The sequence below is a fragment of the Pseudoalteromonas sp. Bsw20308 genome (assembly GCF_000310105.2).
GTDB classification, from domain to species: domain Bacteria; phylum Pseudomonadota; class Gammaproteobacteria; order Enterobacterales; family Alteromonadaceae; genus Pseudoalteromonas; species Pseudoalteromonas fuliginea.
On sequence record NZ_CP013139.1, the window covers coordinates 433,121 to 458,366 of the forward strand.

Annotated in this window: 19 protein-coding genes and 1 pseudogene; 16 read left to right on the top strand and 4 right to left on the bottom strand. The window is 39.6% G+C overall.

What is annotated here, in order from left to right; genetic code table 11:
* Nucleotides 1-2 precede the first annotated feature (2 nt).
* The 4 genes from D172_RS19125 to D172_RS19140 all read left to right on the top strand — a co-directional run bounded on the left by D172_RS19125 (nucleotide 3) and on the right by D172_RS19140 (nucleotide 8,344).
* The gene (locus tag D172_RS19125) at nucleotides 3-3,155 is read left to right on the top strand and encodes an efflux RND transporter permease subunit (protein WP_007375508.1); all 3,153 of its coding nucleotides are present in this window, start codon (nucleotides 3-5) and stop codon (nucleotides 3,153-3,155) included.
* On the top strand, nucleotides 3,148-4,560 hold the full coding sequence (locus D172_RS19130; protein WP_007375507.1) for a TolC family protein: 1,413 nt from the start codon (nucleotides 3,148-3,150) through the stop codon (nucleotides 4,558-4,560). Before D172_RS19125 ends, D172_RS19130 begins: the two co-directional genes overlap by 8 nt.
* A gap of 10 nt (nucleotides 4,561-4,570) precedes the next feature.
* Nucleotides 4,571-5,599 carry a zinc-binding dehydrogenase gene (locus D172_RS19135; protein WP_007375506.1) on the top strand — a complete coding sequence of 343 codons (1,029 nt, stop codon included), beginning with the start codon at nucleotides 4,571-4,573 and terminating at the stop codon, nucleotides 5,597-5,599.
* Between the two features lie 489 nt (nucleotides 5,600-6,088).
* Complete coding sequence (locus tag D172_RS19140; protein WP_007375505.1) at nucleotides 6,089-8,344, top strand: acyl-CoA dehydrogenase; 2,256 nt, start codon at nucleotides 6,089-6,091, stop codon at nucleotides 8,342-8,344.
* 181 nt (nucleotides 8,345-8,525) lie between these two features.
* Here D172_RS19140 and D172_RS19145 read toward each other — a convergent pair whose 3' ends face one another.
* Nucleotides 8,526-9,494 carry an integron integrase gene (locus tag D172_RS19145; protein ID WP_007375504.1) on the bottom strand — a complete coding sequence of 323 codons (969 nt, stop codon included), beginning with the start codon at nucleotides 9,492-9,494 and terminating at the stop codon, nucleotides 8,526-8,528.
* 305 nt (nucleotides 9,495-9,799) lie between these two features.
* On the opposite strand from D172_RS19145, the gene D172_RS19150 reads away from it, so the two are divergent.
* From D172_RS19150 to D172_RS19170, 5 genes are all read left to right on the top strand, one after another.
* The gene (locus D172_RS19150) at nucleotides 9,800-10,633 is read left to right on the top strand and encodes a tyrosine-type recombinase/integrase (protein ID WP_007375503.1); all 834 of its coding nucleotides are present in this window, start codon (nucleotides 9,800-9,802) and stop codon (nucleotides 10,631-10,633) included.
* Nucleotides 10,630-11,721, top strand: a complete 1,092-nt coding sequence (locus D172_RS19155) for an IS91 family transposase (RefSeq protein ID WP_007375502.1) — start codon at nucleotides 10,630-10,632, stop codon at nucleotides 11,719-11,721. Before D172_RS19150 ends, D172_RS19155 begins: the two co-directional genes overlap by 4 nt.
* A gap of 339 nt (nucleotides 11,722-12,060) precedes the next feature.
* Nucleotides 12,061-13,104, top strand: coding sequence for a hypothetical protein (locus D172_RS19160; RefSeq protein ID WP_007375501.1), 1,044 nt, complete (start codon nucleotides 12,061-12,063; stop codon nucleotides 13,102-13,104).
* 30 nt (nucleotides 13,105-13,134) lie between these two features.
* Complete coding sequence (locus D172_RS19165; RefSeq protein WP_237113711.1) at nucleotides 13,135-13,389, top strand: hypothetical protein; 255 nt, start codon at nucleotides 13,135-13,137, stop codon at nucleotides 13,387-13,389.
* A gap of 403 nt (nucleotides 13,390-13,792) precedes the next feature.
* The gene (locus tag D172_RS19170) at nucleotides 13,793-14,701 is read left to right on the top strand and encodes a DUF4238 domain-containing protein (protein ID WP_007375500.1); all 909 of its coding nucleotides are present in this window, start codon (nucleotides 13,793-13,795) and stop codon (nucleotides 14,699-14,701) included.
* Nucleotides 14,702-14,792: 91 nt separating this feature from the next.
* Here D172_RS19170 and D172_RS19175 read toward each other — a convergent pair whose 3' ends face one another.
* Nucleotides 14,793-15,758 (bottom strand): IS30 family transposase, encoded by a 966-nt coding sequence (locus tag D172_RS19175; protein WP_007379122.1) that lies wholly within the window; start codon nucleotides 15,756-15,758, stop codon nucleotides 14,793-14,795.
* Between the two features lie 113 nt (nucleotides 15,759-15,871).
* Between D172_RS19175 and D172_RS21810 the strand changes: the two are divergent.
* Nucleotides 15,872-16,063, top strand: a pseudogene (locus D172_RS21810) (transposase); the annotation flags it as partial.
* 266 nt (nucleotides 16,064-16,329) lie between these two features.
* Here the strand turns inward: D172_RS21810 and D172_RS19180 are convergent.
* Both D172_RS19180 and D172_RS19185 read right to left on the bottom strand, forming a co-directional pair.
* Nucleotides 16,330-16,725, bottom strand: a complete 396-nt coding sequence (locus D172_RS19180) for a hypothetical protein (protein ID WP_033023872.1) — start codon at nucleotides 16,723-16,725, stop codon at nucleotides 16,330-16,332.
* Nucleotides 16,726-16,728: 3 nt separating this feature from the next.
* The gene (locus tag D172_RS19185) at nucleotides 16,729-17,013 is read right to left on the bottom strand and encodes a hypothetical protein (RefSeq protein ID WP_033023871.1); all 285 of its coding nucleotides are present in this window, start codon (nucleotides 17,011-17,013) and stop codon (nucleotides 16,729-16,731) included.
* A gap of 269 nt (nucleotides 17,014-17,282) precedes the next feature.
* Between D172_RS19185 and D172_RS19190 the strand changes: the two genes are divergently transcribed.
* The 6 genes from D172_RS19190 (at nucleotide 17,283) to D172_RS19215 (ending at nucleotide 25,197) form a co-directional block, all read left to right on the top strand.
* A complete protein-coding gene (locus D172_RS19190) occupies nucleotides 17,283-18,239 on the top strand; it encodes a phosphotransferase (protein WP_007378879.1) in 957 nt (318 codons plus the stop codon).
* A 146-nt stretch (nucleotides 18,240-18,385) separates the two neighbouring features.
* Nucleotides 18,386-19,015, top strand: coding sequence for a uracil phosphoribosyltransferase (gene upp / locus D172_RS19195; protein WP_007378878.1), 630 nt, complete (start codon nucleotides 18,386-18,388; stop codon nucleotides 19,013-19,015).
* A gap of 9 nt (nucleotides 19,016-19,024) precedes the next feature.
* The gene (locus D172_RS19200) at nucleotides 19,025-20,263 is read left to right on the top strand and encodes a uracil-xanthine permease family protein (RefSeq protein WP_007378877.1); all 1,239 of its coding nucleotides are present in this window, start codon (nucleotides 19,025-19,027) and stop codon (nucleotides 20,261-20,263) included.
* 145 nt (nucleotides 20,264-20,408) lie between these two features.
* Nucleotides 20,409-22,154: an HAD-IIB family hydrolase gene (locus tag D172_RS19205; protein ID WP_007378876.1), complete on the top strand. Its 1,746-nt coding sequence runs from the start codon at nucleotides 20,409-20,411 to the stop codon at nucleotides 22,152-22,154.
* Nucleotides 22,147-23,379, top strand: a complete 1,233-nt coding sequence (locus D172_RS19210) for a hypothetical protein (RefSeq protein ID WP_007378875.1) — start codon at nucleotides 22,147-22,149, stop codon at nucleotides 23,377-23,379. Before D172_RS19205 ends, D172_RS19210 begins: the two co-directional genes overlap by 8 nt.
* A gap of 39 nt (nucleotides 23,380-23,418) precedes the next feature.
* Nucleotides 23,419-25,197: a sugar phosphorylase gene (locus D172_RS19215; protein ID WP_007378874.1), complete on the top strand. Its 1,779-nt coding sequence runs from the start codon at nucleotides 23,419-23,421 to the stop codon at nucleotides 25,195-25,197.
* The last annotated feature ends 49 nt before the right edge of the window (nucleotides 25,198-25,246 follow it).

A 25,246-nucleotide genomic window follows, 5' to 3' on the forward strand; every position in this document is an offset into this window, starting at 1 on the left:
TGATGAAATTTTCACACTTTTTTATTCAACGGCCGATATTTGCGGCTATGTTGTCTTTAGTTATTTTAATTGCAGGTGGCATTTCTTTATTTCAGCTACCGGTCAGTGAATATCCAGAAGTTGTTCCACCAACAGTAGTTGTAACAGCAAGTTACCCCGGTGCTAACCCAACGGTTATTGCTCAAACAGTGGCAACACCACTGGAGCAAGAAATAAACGGCACTGAAAACATGTTGTACATGTTTTCACAAGCAACCAGCGATGGGCGTATGACCCTAACGGTAACATTTGCATTGGGTACCGATTTAGACCGTGCTCAAGTACAAGTACAAAACCGTGTAAACAGTGCATTGCCGCGTTTGCCAGAAGAAGTACAACGTTTAGGCGTGGTGGCCGAAAAGTCATCACCGGATCTAACCATGGTGGTGCATTTATATTCGCCAGAAAAAACACACGATACCGCGTATTTATCTAACTATGCCGATTTGTATGTTAAAGACGAAATTGCACGACTACCTGGTGTGGGCGACATTCGCTTATTTGGTGCGGGCAAATACTCAATGCGGGTATGGTTAAACCCAGATGCATTAGCAGCACGTGAGCTAACAGCAACCGATGTTGTAACTGCGCTTCGTTCGCAAAACCAACAAGTGGCCGCAGGTAGCTTAGGTGCTCAGCCGGTATCAAACGACAGCCAATTCCAAATACTATTAAACGTTAAAGGGCGTTTAAATAGTATTGAAGAGTTTGAACAAGTAATTATTAAAGTAGGCGATGAAGGTCAGTTAACACGCTTATCTGATATTGCACGTGTTGAATTAGGGCAAGATACTTACTCACTGCGCGCAGAGTTAGACACTCAACCAGCGCTTGCAATGCCTATATTTCAGCGCCCAGGTTCTAATGCTATTGAGCTTTCGGATCAAGTGCGCGAAACCATGGCGCGTTTATCAAAAGATTTTCCTGAAGGGGTTAAATACGACATTGTTTACGATCCTACTGTATTTGTACGCGGCTCGATTGACGCAGTAATTGCAACGTTACTTGAAGCCATTGTACTGGTTGTAATTGTAGTTATTGTATTTTTACAAACATGGCGTGCGTCTATTATCCCGCTTATTGCTGTGCCTATTTCACTTATTGGTACGTTTGCTGTTATGCAGTGGTTGGGTGTGTCGATTAATACCTTATCGTTATTTGGCTTAGTACTTGCCATCGGTATTGTTGTAGATGATGCGATTGTAGTTGTAGAAAACGTTGAACGTAATATTGAGCAAGGTTTATCACCACTTGAAGCCACCCGCGTTGCTATGAACGAAGTAACCGGCCCTATTATTGCTATTGCATTGGTATTAAGTGCAGTATTTATTCCAACCGCCTTTATTACAGGTTTGTCTGGTCAGTTTTATAAGCAATTTGCACTTACAATTACAATTTCGACTATTATCTCAGCGTTTAATTCATTAACACTTTCACCTGCATTAGCAGCGCTGTTATTAAAATCGCACGATGCAAAACCAGATGCATTTACACGTTTACTAAATAAATTATTTGGTCGTTGGTTATTTAAACCATTCAACCGCATATTTGACCGTGGCGCAAAGGGCTACGAAAAATTGGTTAAAAAGCTAATTCGTCTAAGCCTAATTGCTATGGTGGCCTATGTTGCACTGGTTGGCGGTACAATTAAACTGTTTGATACCGTACCTGGTGGCTTTATTCCACAACAAGATAAGCAATACTTAGTGGCGATTGCTCAGTTACCAGACGCAGCAAGCCTTGACCGCACTGAAGATGTATTAAGACAAATGCAGCAAATTGCCTTAGATGTTCCGGGTGTTGCGCATACGGTTGCTTTTCCTGGTTTGTCGGTAAATGGTTTTACCAATAGCCCTAACAGCGGTATTGTTTTTACACCTTTAGATGCGTTTGAAGACCGCGCCGATCCAAGTAAATCTGCAATGGCTATTGCCGCGCAGCTAAACCAACGGTTTGCCGCAATTGATGAAGCATTTGTCGCGGTATTCCCACCACCGCCAATTCAAGGTTTAGGCACAACAGGTGGCTTTAAGTTGCAAATTGAAGACCGATCAAACAAAGGATTCGAAGCGTTATTTAATAGCCTGCAAACGGTTATTGGTAAAGCACAGCAAGATCCTGCGTTAATGGGGCTTTACTCAAGTTTTCGTATTCAAGTACCACAAATGGATATAGATGTAGACCGCGAACAAGCACTAATTCAGGGTATTCCACTTGATGAAGTATTTAATGCATTACAAATTTACTTAGGTTCGGTGTATGTAAATGACTTTAACTTGTTTGGTCGTACGTACCAGGTAAATGCGCAAGCAGATGCTGATTACCGTTTAGACCCTGACCAAATCCTTAATTTAAAAGTGAGAAACCGCGCGGGTAACATGGTGCCATTAGGTTCAGTATTAACGGTTACACCAACAATTGGTCCTGACCGTGTAATGCATTACAACGGTTACCCAAGTGCAGAACTTAACGGCAGCCCAGCGCCGGGTTACAGCTCAGATCAAGCACAGCTGGCGATTGAAGCAATCCTTGCTGATAACTTGCCAAGTGGTATTGAATACGAGTGGACTGAGGTTACTTACCAACAAGTACTTGCGGGTAATACCATGGTGTATGTATTCCCACTGGTAGTGCTACTGGTATTTATGGTACTTGCTGCTCAGTATGAAAGCTTGCGTTTACCATTGGCTATTATTTTAATCGTGCCAATGACCATATTTTCAGCGTTACTTGGTGTGTGGTTTGTAGGTTCAGACAACAATATATTTACGCAAATAGCATTAATCGTATTAGTTGCCTTGGCATCCAAAAATGCGATTCTTATGATTGAATTTGCGAAAGATCAAAATGAGACTGGATTATCACATTTTGATGCCATATTAGCGGCGTGTCGTATGCGCCTGCGCCCAATATTAATGACCTCAATTGCGTTTACAGCTGGTGTTATACCGCTTGTATTGGCAACCGGCGCAGGAGCCGAAATGCGCCATGCAATGGGTAATGCCGTGTTCTCAGGCATGATTGGTGTAACCGTGTTTGGCTTATTGTTTACACCGGTATTTTATATGCTTGTAGTAAATAAAAAAGAAAAAGCGCAGGAGTTACCACATGAATAAGTTAGCAAATAAAACGCTAAAAACACGCTTAACAATAAGTACTGTATTGGTGGCTGCGTTTTTATCAGGCTGTGCGAGCAAAATAGATACGCTCAGTGAGCAAAACGCAATTAATGAGTTTGTTGCAAAAGCAGCCGTTGCTGAGCAGCTTACTGGCGCTGACGAAACAAGCTGGTGGAAAGGGCTTGAATCAAGCCAATTGAATCAGCTGGTAACTCAGGCACTTGCAAATAACTACGATTTAAAAACTAGCCAATTAATGCTTAAAAGTGCGCTCGCACGATTAGGTGAGCAAAAAGCACAATACCTGCCGCAAGGTGGTGCTGAAATTAGTGCTCAGCGCAGTGGTTTGGGTGACGTAAATAGTCGTCAATCGAGTGCTAATTTAGCGCTCGACTGGCAACTTGATTTGTTTGGGCGCATTACAGCATTGGTTGATGCGGCAAATGCATCGGCTATGAGCCAAGCAGAGCAAGTACGTTTACTTCAGATTGAAGTAGTCTCGTCGGTTGTTAAAGGGTTTGTAAGCTATCAGGGTAATGTTGAAAAACAACACATTGTAGCGCTGCAAATAGAAGCGCTTGAACAAAGCATAGACGTACTACAAGCTCGCGTTGATGAAGGTGTTGCAAGCGAACTTGATTTAAATCGTACTATGGCGCAGCTTAGACAGCAGCAAGCACTTGTTCCTGCTTTTGAATATGCAAAATATCGCGACCTGTCAACGCTTGCCGTGCTTACTGGGCGTTTAACGCAAAACGTTGAATTAAGTAATGAACAAGCTATTTTAGAGCATGAGTTTGAGGTGTCTCTTAATGAGCCAAATAACGCAATTGCACTAAGACCCGATATTAGCCGTGCGCTTTATAACTTTAGCCAAGCTAACAGTTTAAGTGTTGCCGCAAGCAAAGCGTTATTGCCAGATATAAGTTTAAGTGGTTTTGCTGGAGTACTTAGTTTAGGTAGTAATGGCTTTAGTGATACACAACAACAGTGGCAAGTAGCGCCGCAGTTACAGTGGTCTATTTTAAGTTATCCTGCGCTTTTAGCGCAGCGTGACGCGCAAAAGTTTTTAAGTGAGGCCGCTTACAGCGATTATCAACAAGTGGTGTTAAGTGCACTAAGTGAAAGTGAACTTTCACTGCAATTGTTGGTCAATCAAGCACAGCAAAAACGCTTTGCCGATGAGCGTTATGACTTTGCTAATAAAGCATTTTTACAAGCACAGGCAATGTACGAAGAAGGGCAAATTCCTTATCTTGAGTTGTTAGATGCGCGTCAGGATGTTTTAATAGCGCAAGAGAACGCTGTCGATTCAAAAATTTCATCGCTACTCGCTAAAGTTAATGCCTATCAGTCATTTAACGGGCGATGGAGTTATGCTTTAAGCAACACTAAGAAGTAGAGTTATATTGATGCCTAATACTGATGTTACACATGAATACATTATACCGCACACTATGCGCGCCATTGTATTACCAGAGCCAAACGAAGAAATTAGCTTGGCTGACGTTCAATTGCCTGTCCCAGAGTGTGCAGACAACGAATTGCTTATTAAAGTTGAATACGTTGGCTTAAATCCTGTTGATGGGCAATTTGCCAAATCGGGTTTTTGTAATTGGCAATACCCCCATGTTTTAGGTCTTGACGCCGTGGGAGTGGTGGTAAAAGCAAATAAAGGCGTTTTTCCTAGCGTGGGTGAGCGGGTCATGTGGCATGCCAGTGTGGGTGGTCAAGGTGTATTGAGTGAATACACAAAAGTACCTAACTACGCAGTATCGGTATTACCAGCAGGGTTAAGCCCTGCGGTGGCCGCTATTTTGCCTTGTGCCGGTATGGCTGCACTTATAAGCATAGACAAATTAAGTATTAACGAAGGCGACACTGTACTTATCGAAGGTGGTGCGGGGGCCGTAGGGCAGTTTGCTGTTCAGTATGCTAAGCAGCGGGGGGCAAACGTTTTTGCAACTGCATCGAAAAGAAACCATAAACTGGTTAAGCAGTTAGGTGCTGAGGTGGTTTTTGATTACAACGATAAAAAGTTGTGTGACAAAATTCGCAGAGAGCTCGGCCCACAAGGTTTTGATGCCGTTATAGATACAATTGGTGGTGAGTCAACAGCTCGTAATATTGAGTTAATGCGTTTTTGCGGCAAAATTGCATGCCTAAATCCATTGCCATGCTTTGATCAGGACCTAATGTATCGCAGAGCGCCCAATATTAGCGTGGTATCGCTTGGTGGTGCATGGCTTGCTAATAGTTTATGTGCGCAACAGCGTTTAAGCTTTATGGGTAACTTATTGCTAGAAGGCGCGTGTAATGGCGATATTAAAACGCCTGCACTCACCGCAGTTGAGTTTAATGCACAGGCTGTGTCTGATGCGCTTAATAAGCAATTAGCGGGTGGCTTTACGGGTAAACAAGTTGTTCATGTAGCTCCATAAGCATACGTCACTTTAAAAAACGCAGCATTTTTGCTGCGTTTTTTTATGCCTATTTTATGTATTTTGCATCCCACCAAATCGTATTTTTATTTATTAACCTGAACTTTGGTTAAGAGATTTACTAACATATTGAATCATGGTGATATTTAAATTTATTTTCTCTAGCCAGAGATTTTCAATGAAAACAAGGCGAATTTACGCGTCAATAGCTGGCCTATTGCAAGTAAATTCAACGCAGTTAGCGCTGAAAATAGCTGCTAGAGATAGATTTATTATCCAGAGTTCAGGTTTATTAGCTGTTTTATTCGTCATTTTAATAAAAACAGTTATTTTCAGCGTACAACTGTAAGCCTTTGTGTTTCAACAGTTTACGTTCAGGTAAAGAAAATAAATTGAAAAAACTGTTAATTAATTGAATAGAGTAATTGATCTAAACGATTTTTTATGACGTAATGTAGGTATTATTTAGCTGGTCGGATGAGTTCAATCATGAGTTTACGTACAAAACTAAAAAAAGTATTACCAAGTATTTCTATCACTGAACAAGAAGCGTTAGACGCGGGTGATGTATGGCTTGAAGGGTCTATCTATCAAGGTAAACCTGATTTCAGCGCATTGCGCGACGTACCTGCAGCTACATTAAGCGCAGACGAGCAAGCATTCTTAGACGGTCCAGTAAAAGAACTACTGGGCATGATTGACGATTCAGTGATTCAAAACGGCATTCATCTACCAAATGACATCTTAGAATTTTTGAAAAAAGAGCGTTTTTTCTCGCTTATCATTCCTAAGTCGTTTGGTGGTTTAGAGTTTAGCCCTTATGCAAACTCTACTATTGTTGGCACAATTGCGACTAAAAGTTCAGCAGTTGCGGTAACCGTCATGGTTCCAAACTCGTTAGGCCCAGGTGAGTTACTACTTCACTTTGGTACGCAAGAACAGCAAGCACATTACCTACCACGCCTAGCAAATGGTACAGATATTCCATGTTTTGCATTAACAAGCCCAGAAGCGGGTTCTGATGCAGGCGGTATTCCTGATGTTGGTAAAGTAACTAAAGGTATGTATAACGGCGAAGAAGTGCTTGGTTTAGAAATTACTTGGGACAAGCGCTACATTACACTAGCACCTATTGCTACCGTACTTGGTTTAGCATTTAAAGTAGTTGACCCTGATGGTTTATTAGGTGGTAAAGAAAACTTAGGTATTACCTGTGCACTTATTCCAAAAGAGCACCCAGGTGTTGAGCTTGGTAATCGCCACGACCCTATGGGTATTCGTTTTTACAACGGTACTACACGTGGTAACAAAGTATTTGTACCAATGGATTTTGTTATCGGTGGACAGAAAAACATCGGCCGTGGTTGGCAAATGCTGGTTAGCTGTTTAGGTGCCGGCCGCGGTATTTCATTACCTGCGCTAGGTGTGAGTACAGCACAAGTTGCATTTAAATCAGCGTCTGAATACGCAGCAGTGCGTGAACAGTTTGGTTTAGCGATTGGCCAATTTGAAGGTATTCAAGAAAAACTAGCTGACATTGCAGGTAAAACATACCTACAAGAAGCAATGCGCGTACTTACAACTGAAGGCTTAGGCATGGGCTTAAAGCCATCAGTAGTAACCGCAATCGCTAAATACCACATGACAGAGCTTGGTCGCGACGTACTTGATTCAGCAATGGATATTCAAGCAGGAAAAGCGATTCAAAACGGTCCACAAAATACCTTAGCAAGTGGTTATGTTGCTCAGCCGATTGCCATTACGGTAGAAGGCGCGAACATTCTTACTCGTAACCTAATGATTTTTGGTCAAGGTGTTATGCGTTGTCACCCATATTTACAATCTATGGTTGAGTCAATTCATAGCGAAGACAAAGGCGCAGATAAAGAATTTAACGGTATTTTACGTAAAACAATTGGCTACAGCACAGCAAACAGCTTACGTGCTTTCCGCCTTGGTGTTTTACCATTTACAGCAAGTGCTAACTCTGAATTGCCAGAAGTACGCGACTACGAAAAAGCAGTACATAAGTTATCTGCAAAACTTGCAGTGTACGCAGACTTTTCGTTACTTGTACTTGGCGGTAAGTTAAAACAAGCAGAAATGCTATCGGCACGTTTAGGCGATGTAATGAGCTTTTTATATGCAGCTATGGCATCAATTAAATATTACGAGCAAAAAGTATCAAGTAGTGACCGTGAACAAGCTGCACCGTATTTCCATTACGCAACGCGTTTTGCACTACAAAGTGCTGAAGAAGCATTGCATAAGTTTTTAGATAACTTCCCTGCAAGTGGTACACGTAAGTTTATTCGTTTCATTACAATGAACTACTCAACTAAAATGCCAAAAATTAGCGATGATTTAATCCGCGAACTAGCTAAGCAAGCTCAGCTAGATACCGCATTTAAAGCGCAAATTACGCATTTAGTTAAGCCAGTTGAGGGCGATGGTCATCATATTAATGAGCAAGCTTACAAAGCTAAAATGGCATCACTTGGCGAGCTGGCTAAAGTTAAAAAAGCACTACGTGCTAAAGTAATTAAACCAGGTGCACGTTTTAACATTACGCTTGATAACGCACTAGCGGCGAACGTAATTACCCAAGCTGAACACGTTCAGTTAATTGATTACAACATCAAACGTGAAAAAGCGATTCGTGTAGATGAGTTCGATTTTGATATGAACATACTAGACGATAACGCACAGCCGATTAACCCGCTTAAAAGCGTAGTTAATCAGTAAAATTAAATTCAATGATGCAAAGCGCCCGCAGTATCGGCGCTTTTATTTTTGAGTAAATAATTAGTGTGGAGCCCCGCTTGTGTAAAAACAAGCGGGGCTTTTTTATGTTTTTAAAATGGAAATAGATAGCGGTATTGATTTGTAAGCGAGTATGTATGTGTAGAGGACTAAAAAGAGACGCTTATAATCTCGAAAAAGGACTGATAACCCCGTTAGCACCTTGTTGTAGTACATGGGTATAAATTTGTGTAGTTTTAACATCAGAATGGCCAAGCTGAGCTTGAACAGTTCTTATATCGGCGCCATTTTGCAGTAGATGAGTAGCAAAAGAGTGTCTTAATGTATGAGGTGTTATTATTTTTGTTAACCCTGATTTTTGGACGGCTTTTTTAACCTCTTTTCTAATACAAGAGTGATGAAAATGATGTCGCCTTATTTCACCACTTTGAGGATCTGAACTTAATATATGAGAAGGAAATAAATATTGCCACGCAAGCGATTTTGCGGCACTTGGATATTTTTTTGTTAAAGCATATGGCATCCATACGCCAGAATATTCCGTATTATTTAAATCCAGTTTTAAATAGTCATCAACGTTCAAAATTTGATTTCTCAGCATAGGAATTAGCTCTGTGGCCAGCGTAACAATGCGGTGTTTATTACCTTTTCCATTCCATACTTGAATGCATTTATAATCAAAATCAATATCTTTTACTCTTAATTGCACCGCTTCCATTACTCTTAAGCCACTTCCATACATAAGGGCTGCAATTAAATAATAGCGCTTATTTAAATGAGCCATCAACATTTTAACTTCCTCTGGGGTCATCACTACAGGGATCTTTGCTTGTTTTTTACTACGGGCAAAATTTAAATTTAATGAGAGTTCTTTTTTTATTATGTGCTTGTATAAAAATGACAATGAATTGAGTGCGGTGGCTTGCGTACGTGGTGCAACGTTTTGCTTTAACACTAAATGTTCTAAGTAGCGTTCGACTTCATTGTCCCCCATTGAGGCGGGATGGCGTTTATTATGAAAATGGATATAAGATGCAATCCATCTTAGGTAGGTATCTACGGTGCGTAATGAATACTGACGTACCAACATATAATCGGCTATATAATTTAAAAATGGGGAACGTGTTTTCATACTATCACCAATAATAATGCTGTATTTATATACAGTGTAGTTGTGCTGCTCCCATATTCAAGAAAATGAGCGGCGAGCGCATTTTCTCTTTTATTGAGAGTTTGAATGCTAATAAAAAATTATATATAGCAATGTGTTAAGTTATTTGGTAAAAATGATTTATAAAATACATGAGCGTATCGTTGGCAGAAATATGCGCGATGAGCGCACTATTAAATTGTTGAACTAAGCCGCTACGCGGAGATCCTATTCTGACCATTTGAGCCACACTTACCTTGGGGTTATCCCATATTTGGAGGTAAGTCATGAATACACTCATTGAACAAGTCAAAACTGAAATAGCCTACCGTGGTTATTCACAAAGTACCTGTAAAAGTTACTGCGAGCATTTGCTTAAACTCAGCCATTATTTTAATAAACCACTCGATTTAATTACTGATGATGAGCTGAATATCTTTTTTAAAGATCCCGCCATTCGCAAGCTCTCCAGAGCGAGTCAAAAAATACAAATAAACAGCATTTGGTTTCTGTTTAAGAATATTTTACACCGCCCACTGAACTTAGACATAGCCTTGCCTAAAGCAAAACCTCGGGCACCTACTTATTTATCGCGTGATGATATTCGACGACTTATAGAAAGTTGCACGGATATGCGCTTAAAAACATTGATAGTGGTGTGTTATGGATGTGGTTTGCGTATTGGCGAACTACTGCGCATCAAAGTGCAAGATATCGATGGACAGCGTAAAACCATTTTAATTGAACAGGGTAAAGGAGATAAGTCACGCTATGTTGTTGTATCAGATAGCGTGCTAAATCAATTACGTTGCTATTGGAAAATGTATCACCCAACGGGCTGGATGTTTTATTCACGATGGTTAATGGATAAACCTATATCACCCTCAAGCTTCAGAAAGGCATTGAAAAAACATGCACAAATGTGTGGTTTAAAGCACTGTAATCCACATGTATTACGCCATGCTTATGCAACACATCAACTTGAGTTAGGGATGCCGCTTCATCAACTTCAACATCAGCTTGGTCACAGTGACATTAGAACCACGCAAAGTTACTTACACTGGTTACCTGAATTAGGGCATGGTGGTATTGATTTACTCGCAAGTTGGGGAAACCAATGAGCGGCTTGCACCTCGCTGATATTTTAAATTCTGGCCTTGGGAATTATCGGCAGCACCACATAATGAGTTATCAGCAGTTACGAGTCTGCCAACACCTTCAATCATGCAGAACGGGTCAGCTCGGTTATCAAGCATGGCAATGTGATAACTGTAGTGAAGTACAACAAATTGGATGTAGCTGTCGAGATCGGCATTGCCCACGTTGCCAAGGTATGGCAACGGCTAAATGGGTGCAAAGACAACAAGAGGATTTATTATCGTGTCGCTATTTCCACCTTGTTTTTACGCTCCCGCATGAGTTAAATATCATTGCGCACTATAACCCAAACGCGTTGTATCACTGTTTATTTAAAGCCGCATGGCAAACGCTGTGTAAATTTGCGAAACGAAAGAGGCATGGCCAGTTAGGCATGACAAGCGTACTGCATACGTGGGGGCAGAACTTAAGTCAGCATATTCACCTGCATTGCTTGATACCCGCAGGTGCGCTTGATAAAGCGCAATGGCATGAAATAGAAAAAGGTTATTTATACCCCGTTAAAGCATTATCAACAGTGTTTAGAGGGAAAATGCTCGCGGCGCTCAATGAATGCGATAGTTCATTCGCGAAGGTAAGCACACCAACCAAATGGTGCGTGTATAGCAAAGCCTGTTTAACGTACAGTGAAAAGCTAGTTAGTTACCTTGCTCGTTATACCCGAAAAGGCGTGATGTCAGAATCGCGATTAGTGTCAGCGACTGAAGAAACAGTGAGCTTTAAATACCGCGATTATGCAGATAACAACCGCGATAAAGTCATGACTCTGAGTTGTGATGAATTTTTACGGCGCTACTTACAACATGTATTGCCCAAAGGGTTTATGCGCATTCGCCACTATGGATTTTTAGCTAATGCGTGTCGCAAGCGAAAGTTAGGGTTAATAAAGGCTCAAGTATCAGCAACCCCATGCAAAGCGGTGAAGCCGAAGGTAGAGCAAGAACGATTAATACCCCATTGGCCTTGCCAGTCATGCAAGACGGGTACCTTACGATTTATTGGTGTGATGAATTTAGATGAGGCGACAAATAAAATAGCGCGAACGAGTTAGCAGCCTTGCTTGCTGCATCAAATTAATAAGTTAACCTGCTTAATTGCTCAGGCTAATAGCGACTGTGCGAGCGAAAAATATCCTTGCTTAACGGTTAAACATTCGGTTTAATGAATAGATAATAAACGCTGAGCAATGCAGGGAAAGCTTAAATTATAATAGGTAAGCTTATTAAATTAGCTGATTTAGCTAGAGCCTCTAAAAAGCAAATTCCCATAGCATAAACAACACCAACTCTGACACACCGAGCAGGTAGCGCCTCAGTCCAACAAGCGATTATGCAACACCAACAGCGTGTCGCATAAATACTAAAATGTTAGGCTCTAAGAGGAATATTTCATGATTCAAACCAATCAATACTTTTGGGGTAACTTAATTGTTCAGTGGACGGGTGCTATAGTGATTTTACTTCTCCTGTGGCTGTTTTTATTTAAGACAAACCCAGGTGCATCATACCGTGAAAACTTCTTAAGCGTACATATAAGGGCGCTTGGACTAGTGGCATTAGTTATCGCATTAGTTTACTTAGCCTTTTTCGTGGACCGTACGCGATTAACTAGTGACGCTGATACAAAAAGGGTTACGCTGGCGAATGAAGTTGCTTACTTACAAAACACAATTCCTTCTATTAATGAGGAGTTTTCTAAATCGCTAAGTCTTCTTGGGGAGCTACAAGCTATCTATGGCGGAGAGCATGATAAAGCATTGCTTATTCCTAGTATTTCTCAAGCCGAATCCAGAACTAGAGCTTTATATGAGAAAACAGATGGCGCTAAAGCAAGAATATTATCAGCCAGGTTAAGCTCGCCCTCCTTTATTACCGATTTGAACTCAGAAGAAAAGACAGACATAGGAAAAAGGCTGATTGTTTTAGAGCGTGGACTTTCAGATATTGGCGATGATAAGAAAATGCTGGATGTTATTTTTGCCGGAAAAGTAAATGAGCTCAAAGTTGCTGAAGCTAAGATCTCCATTCTTAAGGAGTCAAAATTTACGGAAAACATATTCTATGCAATGAGAGCTTTAAGTTTAGGAGGTCTCGGGGCACTTATTACTCTATTAGCTTCTCATATGCTTGTACCTCCCGCCAACGGTAAGTCGAAAGACTTCATGAGTAGTAATAATTATTGGTCTTTGCTCCTCGCTCACACAACGATGGGGGCTGTGGTATCCACGGTTATATTTGGTCTTTTTTATACTAAGCAGCTCACAATCTTTCACCCAGAAAAAGTTTTAAGCGATGGTGTATCGCCCGAATTTTGGAGAGTTACAATGCTGTGCATTATCGCCGGCGCTTTTGCAGAAAAGCTTTATAATGCAGCATCGAATAGAGTCGATGTGTACGTTGAAGAGCCTAACAAGCAAAAGCAGCCGGACGCATAAATGCGCTGCTGTTTTGGGCGTTAGTTTTCTATGAATATATATGGCATATTATTTCTAAATTTAATTTTTATATCGGTTGCAACATTGGCAAGTGATAAACCTGAAGGCACTACTGATGAACAATGGAATAAGTATATCGAGCACAAAGCTTCTTGGGAGAAAATTCTAAAGGATCGCTACGATAATAAATTAAAGCATGCTCCGCCTAAACCGGCTTGGATTAAATATCCTAATCACCATCCAACTGATATGTGTTGGCGTATGGGAATGGTGAGGATTACTTAGTTGATTATTTTGGTCTTTACTTTAAATATTCGGCTAAAGCTGAGAGATATGCTTATAAGCTCAAACACCCAGAACACAAAGACTGGCTTTGGACGTATGAGAGTATCGAAAACTAACAAAATACTAAGGTTACGACAGTCCGCTTATGGCACTGAACCGAACTTCGGCAAAAAGCGATAATCGGCTACTCAAGTGAGTCATCATTAACTTAGTAATAATAAGAGGAGACTTTCCTCTTTTTTACATGTTTATATAAACTAAAGAAAGCATAATATTTATAGCTGGCAATAACTTACACTATTTGCTATTAATATAAATTCACAAAGTGAGGGCTCTTTCGCGCTAAATTGGTAAAAGTGTCCTCTGATAAAGTTATTATGCGGTTTATTGGAGTAAGTAACTCGTGGCAAAGAAAAAACCTCTGTCTCATTATGTACCGAAGTTTAGTAACAAATATTGGGCTGATGAATCTAACTTTATATCTTACTTTTGGTGTGAGTTCACAGGAGTCGTTAAAAAAGAAACAAAAGGAAAAAAACAGTGGGGGCGAAAAAGAGGTTTGTACACTTGGGCTGTTGAAAATGCTTTAGACAAAGATCTAGAAACTAAAGTTGGTCCACTCTATGAAAAACTCATCGCCTACAATGAACTCAGCAGAAGTGAACGTTTTTTATGGGCACAATTTATCTTGTCCCAATTAGTCCGTACTCCTAGCTACATGAAATATGAACAGATGTCGGTTGAATTAACAGGTGTAAAATCAGAGCCAACTTGCGATCGAGTAGGTTGCCAAGAATGTCTCGATTTGAATTTTGTAGCTAATAGAAACTGGCTGTTATTGAAAACTCATAGTGAAGACTATTTAGTAAGATCTGATAATCCCGTTTTACAAACGGGGTTTATCGAACTTCCCGAAAGCTACATTCTTTATCCTTTGACGCCTAACTTATGCTTTGTTGCTACACCAATGAGTAATAGTTGGAATCCTTTTGACGACAACACTAACGCAATTATGGGCTACGAGATGCCCAAAGGGTGGGCTCACATGGTTAACTTTTATCTTGCAAAGTCAGCCTATCGTTCGCTGGTACTCAGCCCAGAACATGCCGGTGTAATTTCAGATACTATGTTTACTGAAGTATTGGGTGCGTACACTCAGCCACCTTTCTCGCTACACATTACAAAAAAACAATTTGCTGACTCGGCATTTGATAGTATCAGACTATTAATGTCTATTACTGATGGTTATGACTATCCTAAATGGGAGGTAGAAAGGCTAACACCTGATTATCCCGAGGACACAATCGCATAACATAACATTTATCAGTGATTCGCAACGCTTGAAGTTTCGCTTTGCCAAAACAACCCGAATTCAGGTTCCAAGTGCACCAAACCTTAAATCACTAATTAATAAAGACTTCTTCAGCTGTCTGATAATTTAGTATTTTCCTTGGGCGAGTATTAATTTTCATTACAACCTCTTGGAGTTGTTCATTAGTTATAGTTGAAAAATCAGTTTTCTTTGGGAAATAACGCCTGATCAGACCGTTTGTATGTTCATTTGTTCCTCGTTGCCACGAACAATAAGGATCAGCAAAGTAAATAATAAAATCTAGTTCTTCTTCCAAAGCTTTAAATTTCGAAAATTCTTTTCCATTATCCAAGGTCAGAGTTAACTGTTTATGCTCTGGAATCTCTTTAAACATCTCTACTGTAGCCGTATTGAATGACTCAGCTTGCTTAGTCTCTATTTTTTGCGCAATTAAATATCGAGAGCTACGGTCAACATGGGTTACAAAAAAACCAGAGCCCTTTTTGCCTTCAATTAAGTCACCTTCCCAGTCACCTATTCGGCTTCTGTCTTCGACTATTTTTGGTCGTTCGCTAATACTTACTCTATTCTTAATTTGCCCACGTAAATCGCCATATTTACGTTGTTTACGTCTTTTTTTATGCCTCTTAGCTAAGTCTTTGTATAGCTCTCCACCTGCTTTAAAATCCTTAATCACCCATTGATAGATTGTTTCATGACTGACATGCATTAATTCATCTGACGGGTTATCCTTCTTAAGCCGACCTGCTATAGCATCTGGAGACCATCCCATTGCTATCTTACTCAGCACAAGCTCGTACAGTGCCTTATTGTTTCTTTTTCTTGCATGCCTAGAGACCTTCCTTCTTGCCATCGCTTTTTCGTGCGCTGCCTCATCGAAATAATCATAGTAGGGTGGCTTATTTCGCTTAACTTCACGCATGATAGTTGTATGGTGTCGATTTAATAGTTTACCAATGGATCGGCAGCTTTCGCCACTGTTGAATCGATAGTAGATAGCTTTTCGTTCGAAACTGTTAAGATGTTCATAAGACATTCTGAATTCCCTCGATAATGAGTTTGGTCGCACTTACTACATTAGCAAATACTTCAGAATGTCATATTTATTGGTGGGTTATGGTCAGTGGTGCACTTGCAAAATGAATTCGGGTTGATAGTATACACTTGCCTTTATTAGAAAGGGTGAATATATCTTTAGAAAACTGGTTAAAGCTTACAACCCAATTTACGCGTGTATTTCATGGCGCAGTAGGCAGGCCAGCCTCACAAAAAAGTTATTGTGAAAACTTAAAGCGAAAGCGGCGAGCGAATATCAGTAACTGCGAAAAGCTATTGGCATAAAACTTAAACTACTCAGTAAAACTATTCAGTAATAAATCACAACTGCACCATACAGTTATTTTCATGGGCCGAATTTAGGTTTAAGCGTGCTAATTTTTTTATGGATGAAATGTAAGTAATCGAGTAGTAAAAGATAAATTCTTAACCAACAAATTAAATTTAATGGCAACGTTTTGTTTGTTTAATTATAGTGGCTGTCTAGTTTAACTCTATAGCTGTCTAGTTTAACTCTATAGCTGTCTAGTTTAACTCTATAGGTACAGATGTTAATCTTTAGGAATAGTTTCTTCGAAGTCATCAATGTACATAATAACGGGCGCAACTAATATACAAGTAAGGAAAAGTACAAATAATGAATAAGTTATCATTTCATAAACTGAATAACCACCAGCATAAAAATCAAAAACTGTCTCCAAAATTATTAGTAATGGATAAGCAATAACCGTTATTTTCCATATTATAGAATTCAAAATTTTTATTTTAAATGCATAACCAAAACTACCTAGAAGGATAAAAAAATCGAAAAGAAACAACCCACACATTATGAGGTTAGATTTTTCATTCCCTTCAATTACAGGCATTTTGAGATTGTTATTAATGCTGTATATTGTTAATAAAAGAGATAAAACAAAAATCAGCTTCCACAAAAGTCTATCTTTCATGATTTAATACCAGTATCCATAAGGAATTTTTTCTGGGTTTTCAGGCAGTTTTTTCCAATCAATAGAGTTACTAAAATACTTTCTTTTGAAGTTTCTTCTTTTCGCACCGAAAGGAGCTGATTTAATCAGGATTTCAATAAGAACTTGACTTTCTTCTGAAGTATAACCTTGAACAGTTATTGTCCTTTTGAGAGAGGGTAGAATTGCTTTATATAGCTCGTTTGCTTCTTTCTGATCTTGAAAAAAAACTTTATAGAGAAAATGTACACCGGAACCTACTTTGCTCAAACGTCCAAAATTAAAGCTTTATTCATAGAAGAAGTTTTTTGAATTAATTCTTTCATACACCAAGATATCCTTATCATTAATATTTTTTCATTGTAGTTCATACTGATATTAGTGTCTATATTTTTATACCTGTTGTTCCTAGTTAATATTTTTCTTGAAATGTTTATTCATTTATATAATTAAGATGGGAGTCATTATATTCCTTGGGCTATATTTAAGGTAAGGGCCTGCGTTAAACTAAGAAAAACAGTCGAGTAGATATTTTTACCATGGCATTTTACATTCCTTTATTACAACCTCATTTTAAGCACATTGAAATTGGCGATACGTTAACATCCCTTTGGAGTGGCTGTGGCAGTATTGTGCAGTGCCAGCTTGATGATGAGGCATGTGTTATTAAAGCGATTAAAATACCTAGCTATATAAACCATCCAAAAATTAAACAAAGCGAATTTGCACTTAAAAGAAAGCAGCATTCCTATAGCGTTGAATACACTTTTTATAAGCTTTATAGCCAGCATTTACCAGTACATGCGCAAAGTATTGAATGTATAAGCGCAATTAATAAAGATGATGAATACGCGCTGGTGTTTAAAGACTTTACCAAGCATGGGTTTACTCAAGCGAAAAGCGAACATATAAAAGCTATATTAAAGTGGCTTGCGCACTTTCATGCATTTAACCTAAACAAACCTGTTGACGGCTTGTGGCGGCAAGGCAATTATTGGCATTTAAGTACGCGGCCAGATGAGTTTAATAAATTAAAAACAAACGCGAATGAAAAGTCCGATATTAAAAATTTTGTACATAAAATAGATGAGGAACTACAAAGTTGTACGTATAAAACGCTGATTCATGGCGATGCAAAACTTGCTAACTTTGCAGCAAATGAGCGCGATAAAATACTCGGTTATGATTTTCAGTATATAGGTGCAGGTAGTGGGATAATTGATGTAATGTATTTTATGACCAGTTGCTTAAGTGATGCACAATTACACGAATGGGCTGAGGATTACCTTGTGTACTATTTTGATAATTTAAAGGCTGCTATTAATATTTATCACCCTACAGCACCAGCAGGTAAAATAGCTGACGATTGGCTCGTTTTATGGCCTGCGGCATGGGCTGACTTTTATCGGTTTTTAGTTGGCTGGAGTCCTGAACATCAAAAAATAAATAGCTATATGCTTAAGCAAGTAAATAACTGGTTAGCAGCTAATATTTAATAAACAGACTGTGTTAGCCACTTGCATAAATATCAAGCAAAGCAATAGATTTTTGCACAGCATATGAAAATCCCTTTAAAATTACAGGTCAAATGACCTTTTTTAATATAAAATACCGCTAATTATTGTCTCTGTAGGTTTTTATCATGGCTATTCACGTTATTACTCATCCTCTTGTTCAACATAAACTTGGTTTAATGCGCGCATATGGCATTAGCACTAAAAGCTTTCGTGAACTGTGCTCTGAAGTAGGCACATTATTAACCTACGAAGCTACTAAAAACCTTCCACTTGAAGATAATGAAATTACCAGTTGGGACGGCAATAAATTAAATGTGCAGCACATTAAAGGTAAAAAAATTACAGTAGTGCCTATTTTACGTGCAGGCCTTGGTATGATGGACGGTGTAATGCAATTACTACCAGCCGCTAAGGTTAGTGTTGTAGGTCTTCAACGTAACGAAGAAACGCTAGAGCCAATCCCTTATTTTGAAAAGTTAGTAGGTAATATTGACGAGCGTTTGAGCCTAGTAATTGACCCAATGCTTGCAACCGGTGGCTCAATGATTGCCACTATCGACATGCTTAAAAAAGCAGGCTGTAAAGAAATTAAAGTTATTATACTTGTAGCAGCACCGGAGGGCGTTGCAAAAACACTTGAGGCTCACCCAGACGTAGAAATATTTACTGCATCAGTAGACAGCCACCTGAACGAAAAAGGGTACATAGTGCCCGGTTTAGGTGATGCGGGCGACAAAATATTCGGTACAGTTTAGGAGTGTTCAGTGCAAAATAACGCCACATTTTCTATAAAAACCATTTTAACGGGTGCACAAATGCTGTTTGTAGCATTTGGTGCATTGGTGCTTGTGCCGCTATTAACAGGGCTCGATCCGAGTGTGGCATTGTTTACAGCAGGGTTTGGTACTTTGCTGTTTCAGATAGTGACTAAAGGTCAAGTGCCTATATTTTTAGCCTCTTCATTTGCTTTTATTGCACCTATTATTGCTGCCGTGCAAATGTGGGGTGTGCCCGCGACAATGGGGGGCTTAATGGCGGCTGGTTTTGCATATATGCTGTTGAGCTTATTAGTAAAATTTAAAGGCGTAGCAACGCTTCATAAAATTTTACCACCTGTGGTTGTAGGCCCCGTAATTATGGTTATTGGTTTAGCCCTTGCACCTGTTGCTGTAAATATGGCGATGGGTAAAAGTGGCGACGGCAGTCTTCAAATTATTGATTACAATAACGCTATTTTTATTTCGATGTTTTCGTTATTAGTAACGCTTGTTTTTGCAGTATGGGGAAGGGGCGTATTTAAACTTATTCCTATTCTGGCAGGGGTTGTAGCGGGTTATGGCTTATCGCTTATTTTAGGTGTTGTGCAATTTGACGCAGTTAGTAATGCACAATGGTTCGCTGTGCCTAACTTCACATGGCCAGAATTTAAATGGCAAGCTATTTTGTTTATGGTGCCTGTGGCTATTGCGCCAGCCATTGAACACATTGGCGATATGATGGCGATTAGCCAAGTAACCAACAAAGACTTTTTGAAAAAGCCTGGCTTGCACCGTACTTTGTTTGGTGACGGCTTAGCTACATCAGCCGCGTCATTATTTGGTGGCCCGCCTAACACTACTTACTCAGAAGTAACGGGGGCAGTAATGCTTACCAAAAACTTTAATCCAAAAGTAATGATGTGGACGGCCATTATTGCTATTGCTTTAGCGTTTATCGCTAAAATGGGGGCTGGGCTGCAAACAATACCGGTACCTGTAATGGGCGGTATTATGATTCTACTTTTTGGTTCTATTGCCGTTGTTGGCCTAAATACACTGGTTAAGTCGGGAGATGATTTAACTGCGCCGCGCAACTTAAGCATTGTTGCCCTTATTTTAGTGTGCGGTATTGGAGGAATGCATGTTGGTGGTAGCCAATTTAGTTTAGAGGGCGTAAGTTTATGCGCCATCTTAGGTATCGTACTTAACTTAATATTACCTAAAGCAGAGCCTGTAGAGGCTTAATTTTGAACATTAACTAATTAGTTTGCACCATAATAGCGCATTTTAAATGCGCTATTTTTTTAACCTATTAAAAAATATACAAAAAAAATATTGGTCTAGTATCTGCATTTACTCCTTCAGAACGTATTGTATGCAAGGAGTTACTATGTCAGAGGCCAATATTGTGGATATAACCCCGTTTTTAGCAAAGCACCAACTGCCTTTAAAGTATCAATATTTGAGTGAGCAATACTTTGTTCCACTCGCGCATGACATCCTCGAATCTAAAAAAACAAATACTCCTATTTTTGTTGCCATAAATGGATGCCAAGGATCAGGGAAAACAACACTCGCTGATTTTTTAGTCACGTGGTTTTCTAAAAACACATCCCTTAACAGTGTCGCATTATCTATTGACGATTTTTATTTAGCTAAGCAAGCGCGTAAACAACTTGCTGAGGATGTTCATCCACTATTTGCAACTCGTGGTGTACCAGGTACTCATGACACGGAGTTGATGAATAGCACTATTTCGCAGCTATTAGCAGGTGATATAAATGTGCCATTACCACGCTTTAATAAACACATTGATGATTGCGTTTCTCAAAATGAATGGTTAGCTAATTCAACGCCTGTCGATATTGTTATTTTAGAAGGATGGTGTGTAGGCAGTGAGCCGCAACCATTATTTTCATTGAGTGAACCGCTTAATGAGTTGGAGCAGCTTCATGATAAGGAGGGCGTGTGGCGTCGTTGTATAAACAGTTGTTTAGCCAATGAGTATAAAGCAATCTTTAATAAAATTGATTACACCGTAATGCTTAAAGCGCCAAGCTTTAGTGATGTATTTACATGGAGACAAGAGCAAGAGCAAAAACTAATTGCTAAAGAAGGTGCAGGATCAGGCACGATGACTAATGCGCAGTTAGTGTGGTTTATTTCTCATTTTGAGCGTATTACACGCGAAAATTTAAATACTTTGAGCAGTAAAGCAAACGCACTGATTGAGCTTGATGCTAATCGCGATATAAGTGGGATGCATTTAATTAGCGATGACACCCTTCAGCCAATTATTTTTACCGATTTAGATGGCACTTTACTCGATCATAGCGATTACAACACCAGTAATGTGAGTGTGTTATTGCAACAGTTACAAAACGCACATATCCCGGTGGTGTTTAATACCAGTAAAACATTTTGCGAAGTGGTTGAAATTAAAAACGAGTTAAACATCCAACAGCCTTTTATTGTTGAAAATGGCGCTGCAGTTTATATACCCGATCACTACTTTGAACTTAAACCGATTGGTTGTAAAAAAGTTGGCGCTTATTGGTGTTTTGTATTAGCTAAGCCTTTGTCGCGTTTATTAAGTGATTTAGAGTCGCTCGATTCTAAATACAAAGCGCATTATAAATTATTTAGTAACTTAACCGGTGAACAAATCTCTGAGTTAACAGGGTTGAGTGACGAACAAGCAAGGCGTGCGCAAACGCGAGACTACTCAGATCCACTTTATTGGTATGGCAATGATGACTTACTAAATACCTTTGTCGAAGATGTTAAAGCGCTTGGTTACGACATAAAAGTAGGAGGGCGCTTTATTCATATTGCCAAAAATACAGACAAAAGCGCTGCACAGCAGTGGTTAGTTAAGCAGTTTACCCATCACTTTAGAAAGCCTCTCACAGTCATAGCATTGGGCGATAGCGATAACGATAAGCAAATGTTAGAGCAAGCCAATATTGCCATTATTATTGCAAATCCGGCGAGCAAAAAACCGGTTAAATTGTCACATAACAAGGCACGCTATTCACAATCGCCAGCACCATTAGGTTGGATTGAAGAAATAACATCACTACCTTGTATTAACAGTATTTTAAGTATTACTGAGGAGCAAACATCTCATGGCTGATTTTTACCAAAATGGCGTAATTACTACATTACACAATATAGCTGACCGACCAATTGAAGAGCTAGAAAAAGAATTAATCGGGTTTAGTAAGCAGCGTCCAATGGGGCTTATATTACCATCGTTATTTAGCGAGTTAGAAGGCCCTGCGCTGCAAAATATAGTTAGCGAGTTGCGTGAAGTACCGTATTTATCGCAAATTACTATTGGCCTAGATAGAGCTGACGAAGCACAGTATCGCCACGCACTTGGTTTTTTTAAACAGTTAAATCAAAACCACAAAGTACTTTGGAACGACGGCCCGCGCTTACAAGCTCTTGATAAAGAATTACAAGAGCTAGGCGTAGCGCCAAGAGAGCTTGGAAAAGGCCGAAATGTTTGGTACTGCATGGGTTATAAGCTAGCAACAGCAGAAGTAGAATCTATCGCGCTGCATGATTGCGATATTTTAACCTATGACAGAAGCCTACTTGCTCGCTTAATTTACCCTGTTGCGCATCCGCGTTTTAACTATGAATTTTGTAAAGGCTTTTACCCGCGTACAGCAAACGGAAAAATTAACGGCCGTGTATCACGCTTATTAGTAACGCCACTACTGCGTTCATTCAAAACTATATTAGGTAACCGCGACTATTTGGAATACATGGACTCATTTAGATACCCATTAGCAGGTGAGTTTTCGTTCAGACGTGATGTATTAAACGACATTCGCATCCCAAGTGATTGGGGATTAGAAATTGGCGTACTAAGTGAAATGTATCGTAATTATTCACATAATCGTTTGTGCCAAGTAGATATCGCCGATAACTACGATCACAAACACCAAGCACTATCACTTGATGATCAAAGTGCTGGGTTATCTAAGATGTCGATTGATATAACCAAAGCTTTATTTAGAAAGCTAGCAACACAAGGCGTTACTTTTACCAGTGAAACTATTCGCTCACTCAAAGCAACGTATTACCGTATTGGTTTAGATTTTATAGAAACCTACCATAATGATGCAATAATGAATGGCTTAACGCTTGATGTGCATCAAGAAGAAAAAGCAGTAGAAATGTTTGCACAAAATATTATGAATGCAGGGCAGCAATTTTTAGATAACCCAATGGAAGCGCCATTTGTACCAAGTTGGAACCGTGTTGTGTCAGCAATGCCAGATGTATTTGAGCGCTTAAAAGAAGCAGTGGAGTTAGATAACAAAGAATATAGCCAACCTAAAAAATAAATGTTCAGGCTAAGTAACTAAAAAATAAAAGGGGCGCATGTGAGCACAGTTAACGAACTATTTTTACAGCGGGTAGAGCAACATCTTCGAATAATTTATGAGGATGTTGAACTGCCCTTATCAATTGCTGAGCTTGCTCAGCAATTGGTTAAGATTATTTTAGGCAGCAGTCCACTGCGCGACCCGACACCGCATACAAACAGGTGGGATGAACAAGATATAGTATTGATAGCTTATGGCGATTCAATTATTAAGCATGATAATAGTGATTTTGCGGTATCAAGCCCAATGGAAGCTCCGCTCAAAACACTACACCGATTTATAAAAGATCAATGCGATATGCAACTTAATGCGCTGCATATATTACCATTTTACCCGTACAGCTCAGACGAAGGCTTTGCAGTAATGAACTACGTGCAAGTTAACGAATCGCTAGGGGATTGGGGGGATATTCAAAACATAGCCAAAGATGTAAAGCTAATGGCTGATTTAGTAATTAACCATTGCTCAAGCAGAAGCGTATGGTTTGAGAATTTTTTAAACGATTTACACCCAGGTAAAGATTACTTTAAAACGGCAAGCTTAACTGATGATTTAAGCCAAGTTGTACGCCCGCGTACCTCATCGTTATTGAATACAGTAACAACGCCAAGCGGCGAAAAACACGTATGGTGCACGTTTAGTCACGATCAGGTTGATTTTGATTTTGGCAATCCTGATGTACTTAAAGAGTTTGTGGGCATAATTCGGCATTATTTAGACAACGGTGTGCGCTTATTTAGACTCGATGCAGTTGCTTTTTTATGGAAGCAACTAAATACAAATTGTATTAACTTACCACAAACACATGAAGCCGTAAGGCTAATGCGCACGCTTATTGAGCATGTAGAGCCAAGTGTGGTCATAATTACCGAAACCAATATCCCAAATCAAGAAAACCTATCGTATTTTGGTAACGCCAATGAAGCGCATGCGATTTACAACTTTGCACTGCCACCATTATTGCTACACACTTTGTTAAGTGGTGATAGCACAGCACTTAAACACTGGATGATGAGTATGCCGCCGGCGCAAAACGGCACAGCCTACTTTAACTTTATAGCATCGCATGACGGAATTGGGCTTAGGCCAATTGAGGGTTTATTAGAACCTAGCGAAGTGGCTTCACTCGTAAGCACAACGATGCAATTTGGTGGGCGTGTTTCAATGCGTACCAGTAATGACGGCACACATACCCCATATGAGCTAAACATTGCATTATTCGATGCGCTACAAGGAACACATAACGGCCCAGACAAATTTGGCCTTGAACGGTTTATGTGTGCACACGCAATTATGTTTGCACTTGAGGGAATACCAGGGCTTTATATCCATAGTTTACTTGGCACAACAAACGATTACGAGCGTTTTGAAAACTCTCAACACAACAGAGCCATTAATCGTCATCGTTGGCAAGAGTCAAAATTGTTAGCAGCGATTGGTGAAAAATACAGCCATCATCATAAAGTATTTAACGGTATTAAAGCGTTATTGGGTGTACGTAAAAAGCAAAGTGCGTTTCATCCTAATGCCACGCAGTTTACGCTGCATTTAGCGGGGGGATTATTTGGTTTTTGGCGACAAAGCATCGATCGAAAGCAAAGTATATTTTGTGTTTATAATATAAGCGATAAAGCACAAACCTTAATACTAGCCGATTTAAACCTAATTAATACGCAGCAATGGTTCGATTTAGTTGCAGTAAACACAATAGAAGAAGGGCAGTTAAATATTGAACTCGAGCCATATCAAAGCGTGTGGTTGAGCAACCTGCAGTAAATATTTTTAACGATTTAAATATAAAACTAACTGTAAAGGGGCTTTACAG

Coding starts and splice junctions, on each gene's coding strand:
- D172_RS19210 (WP_007378875.1), top strand. CDS start 22,147: ATGGCTGATTTTTACCAAAATGGCGTAATTACTACATTACACAATATA.
- D172_RS19150 (WP_007375503.1), top strand. CDS start 9,800: ATGAATACACTCATTGAACAAGTCAAAACTGAAATAGCCTACCGTGGT.
- D172_RS19125 (WP_007375508.1), top strand. CDS start 3: ATGAAATTTTCACACTTTTTTATTCAACGGCCGATATTTGCGGCTATG.
- D172_RS19180 (WP_033023872.1), bottom strand. CDS start 16,725: ATGAAAGATAGACTTTTGTGGAAGCTGATTTTTGTTTTATCTCTTTTA.
- upp (WP_007378878.1), top strand. CDS start 18,386: ATGGCTATTCACGTTATTACTCATCCTCTTGTTCAACATAAACTTGGT.
- D172_RS19140 (WP_007375505.1), top strand. CDS start 6,089: ATGAGTTTACGTACAAAACTAAAAAAAGTATTACCAAGTATTTCTATC.
- D172_RS19190 (WP_007378879.1), top strand. CDS start 17,283: ATGGCATTTTACATTCCTTTATTACAACCTCATTTTAAGCACATTGAA.
- D172_RS19160 (WP_007375501.1), top strand. CDS start 12,061: ATGATTCAAACCAATCAATACTTTTGGGGTAACTTAATTGTTCAGTGG.
- D172_RS19165 (WP_237113711.1), top strand. CDS start 13,135: ATGAATATATATGGCATATTATTTCTAAATTTAATTTTTATATCGGTT.
- D172_RS19145 (WP_007375504.1), bottom strand. CDS start 9,494: ATGAAAACACGTTCCCCATTTTTAAATTATATAGCCGATTATATGTTG.
- D172_RS19175 (WP_007379122.1), bottom strand. CDS start 15,758: ATGTCTTATGAACATCTTAACAGTTTCGAACGAAAAGCTATCTACTAT.
- D172_RS19205 (WP_007378876.1), top strand. CDS start 20,409: ATGTCAGAGGCCAATATTGTGGATATAACCCCGTTTTTAGCAAAGCAC.
- D172_RS19130 (WP_007375507.1), top strand. CDS start 3,148: ATGAATAAGTTAGCAAATAAAACGCTAAAAACACGCTTAACAATAAGT.
- D172_RS19135 (WP_007375506.1), top strand. CDS start 4,571: ATGCCTAATACTGATGTTACACATGAATACATTATACCGCACACTATG.
- D172_RS19155 (WP_007375502.1), top strand. CDS start 10,630: ATGAGCGGCTTGCACCTCGCTGATATTTTAAATTCTGGCCTTGGGAAT.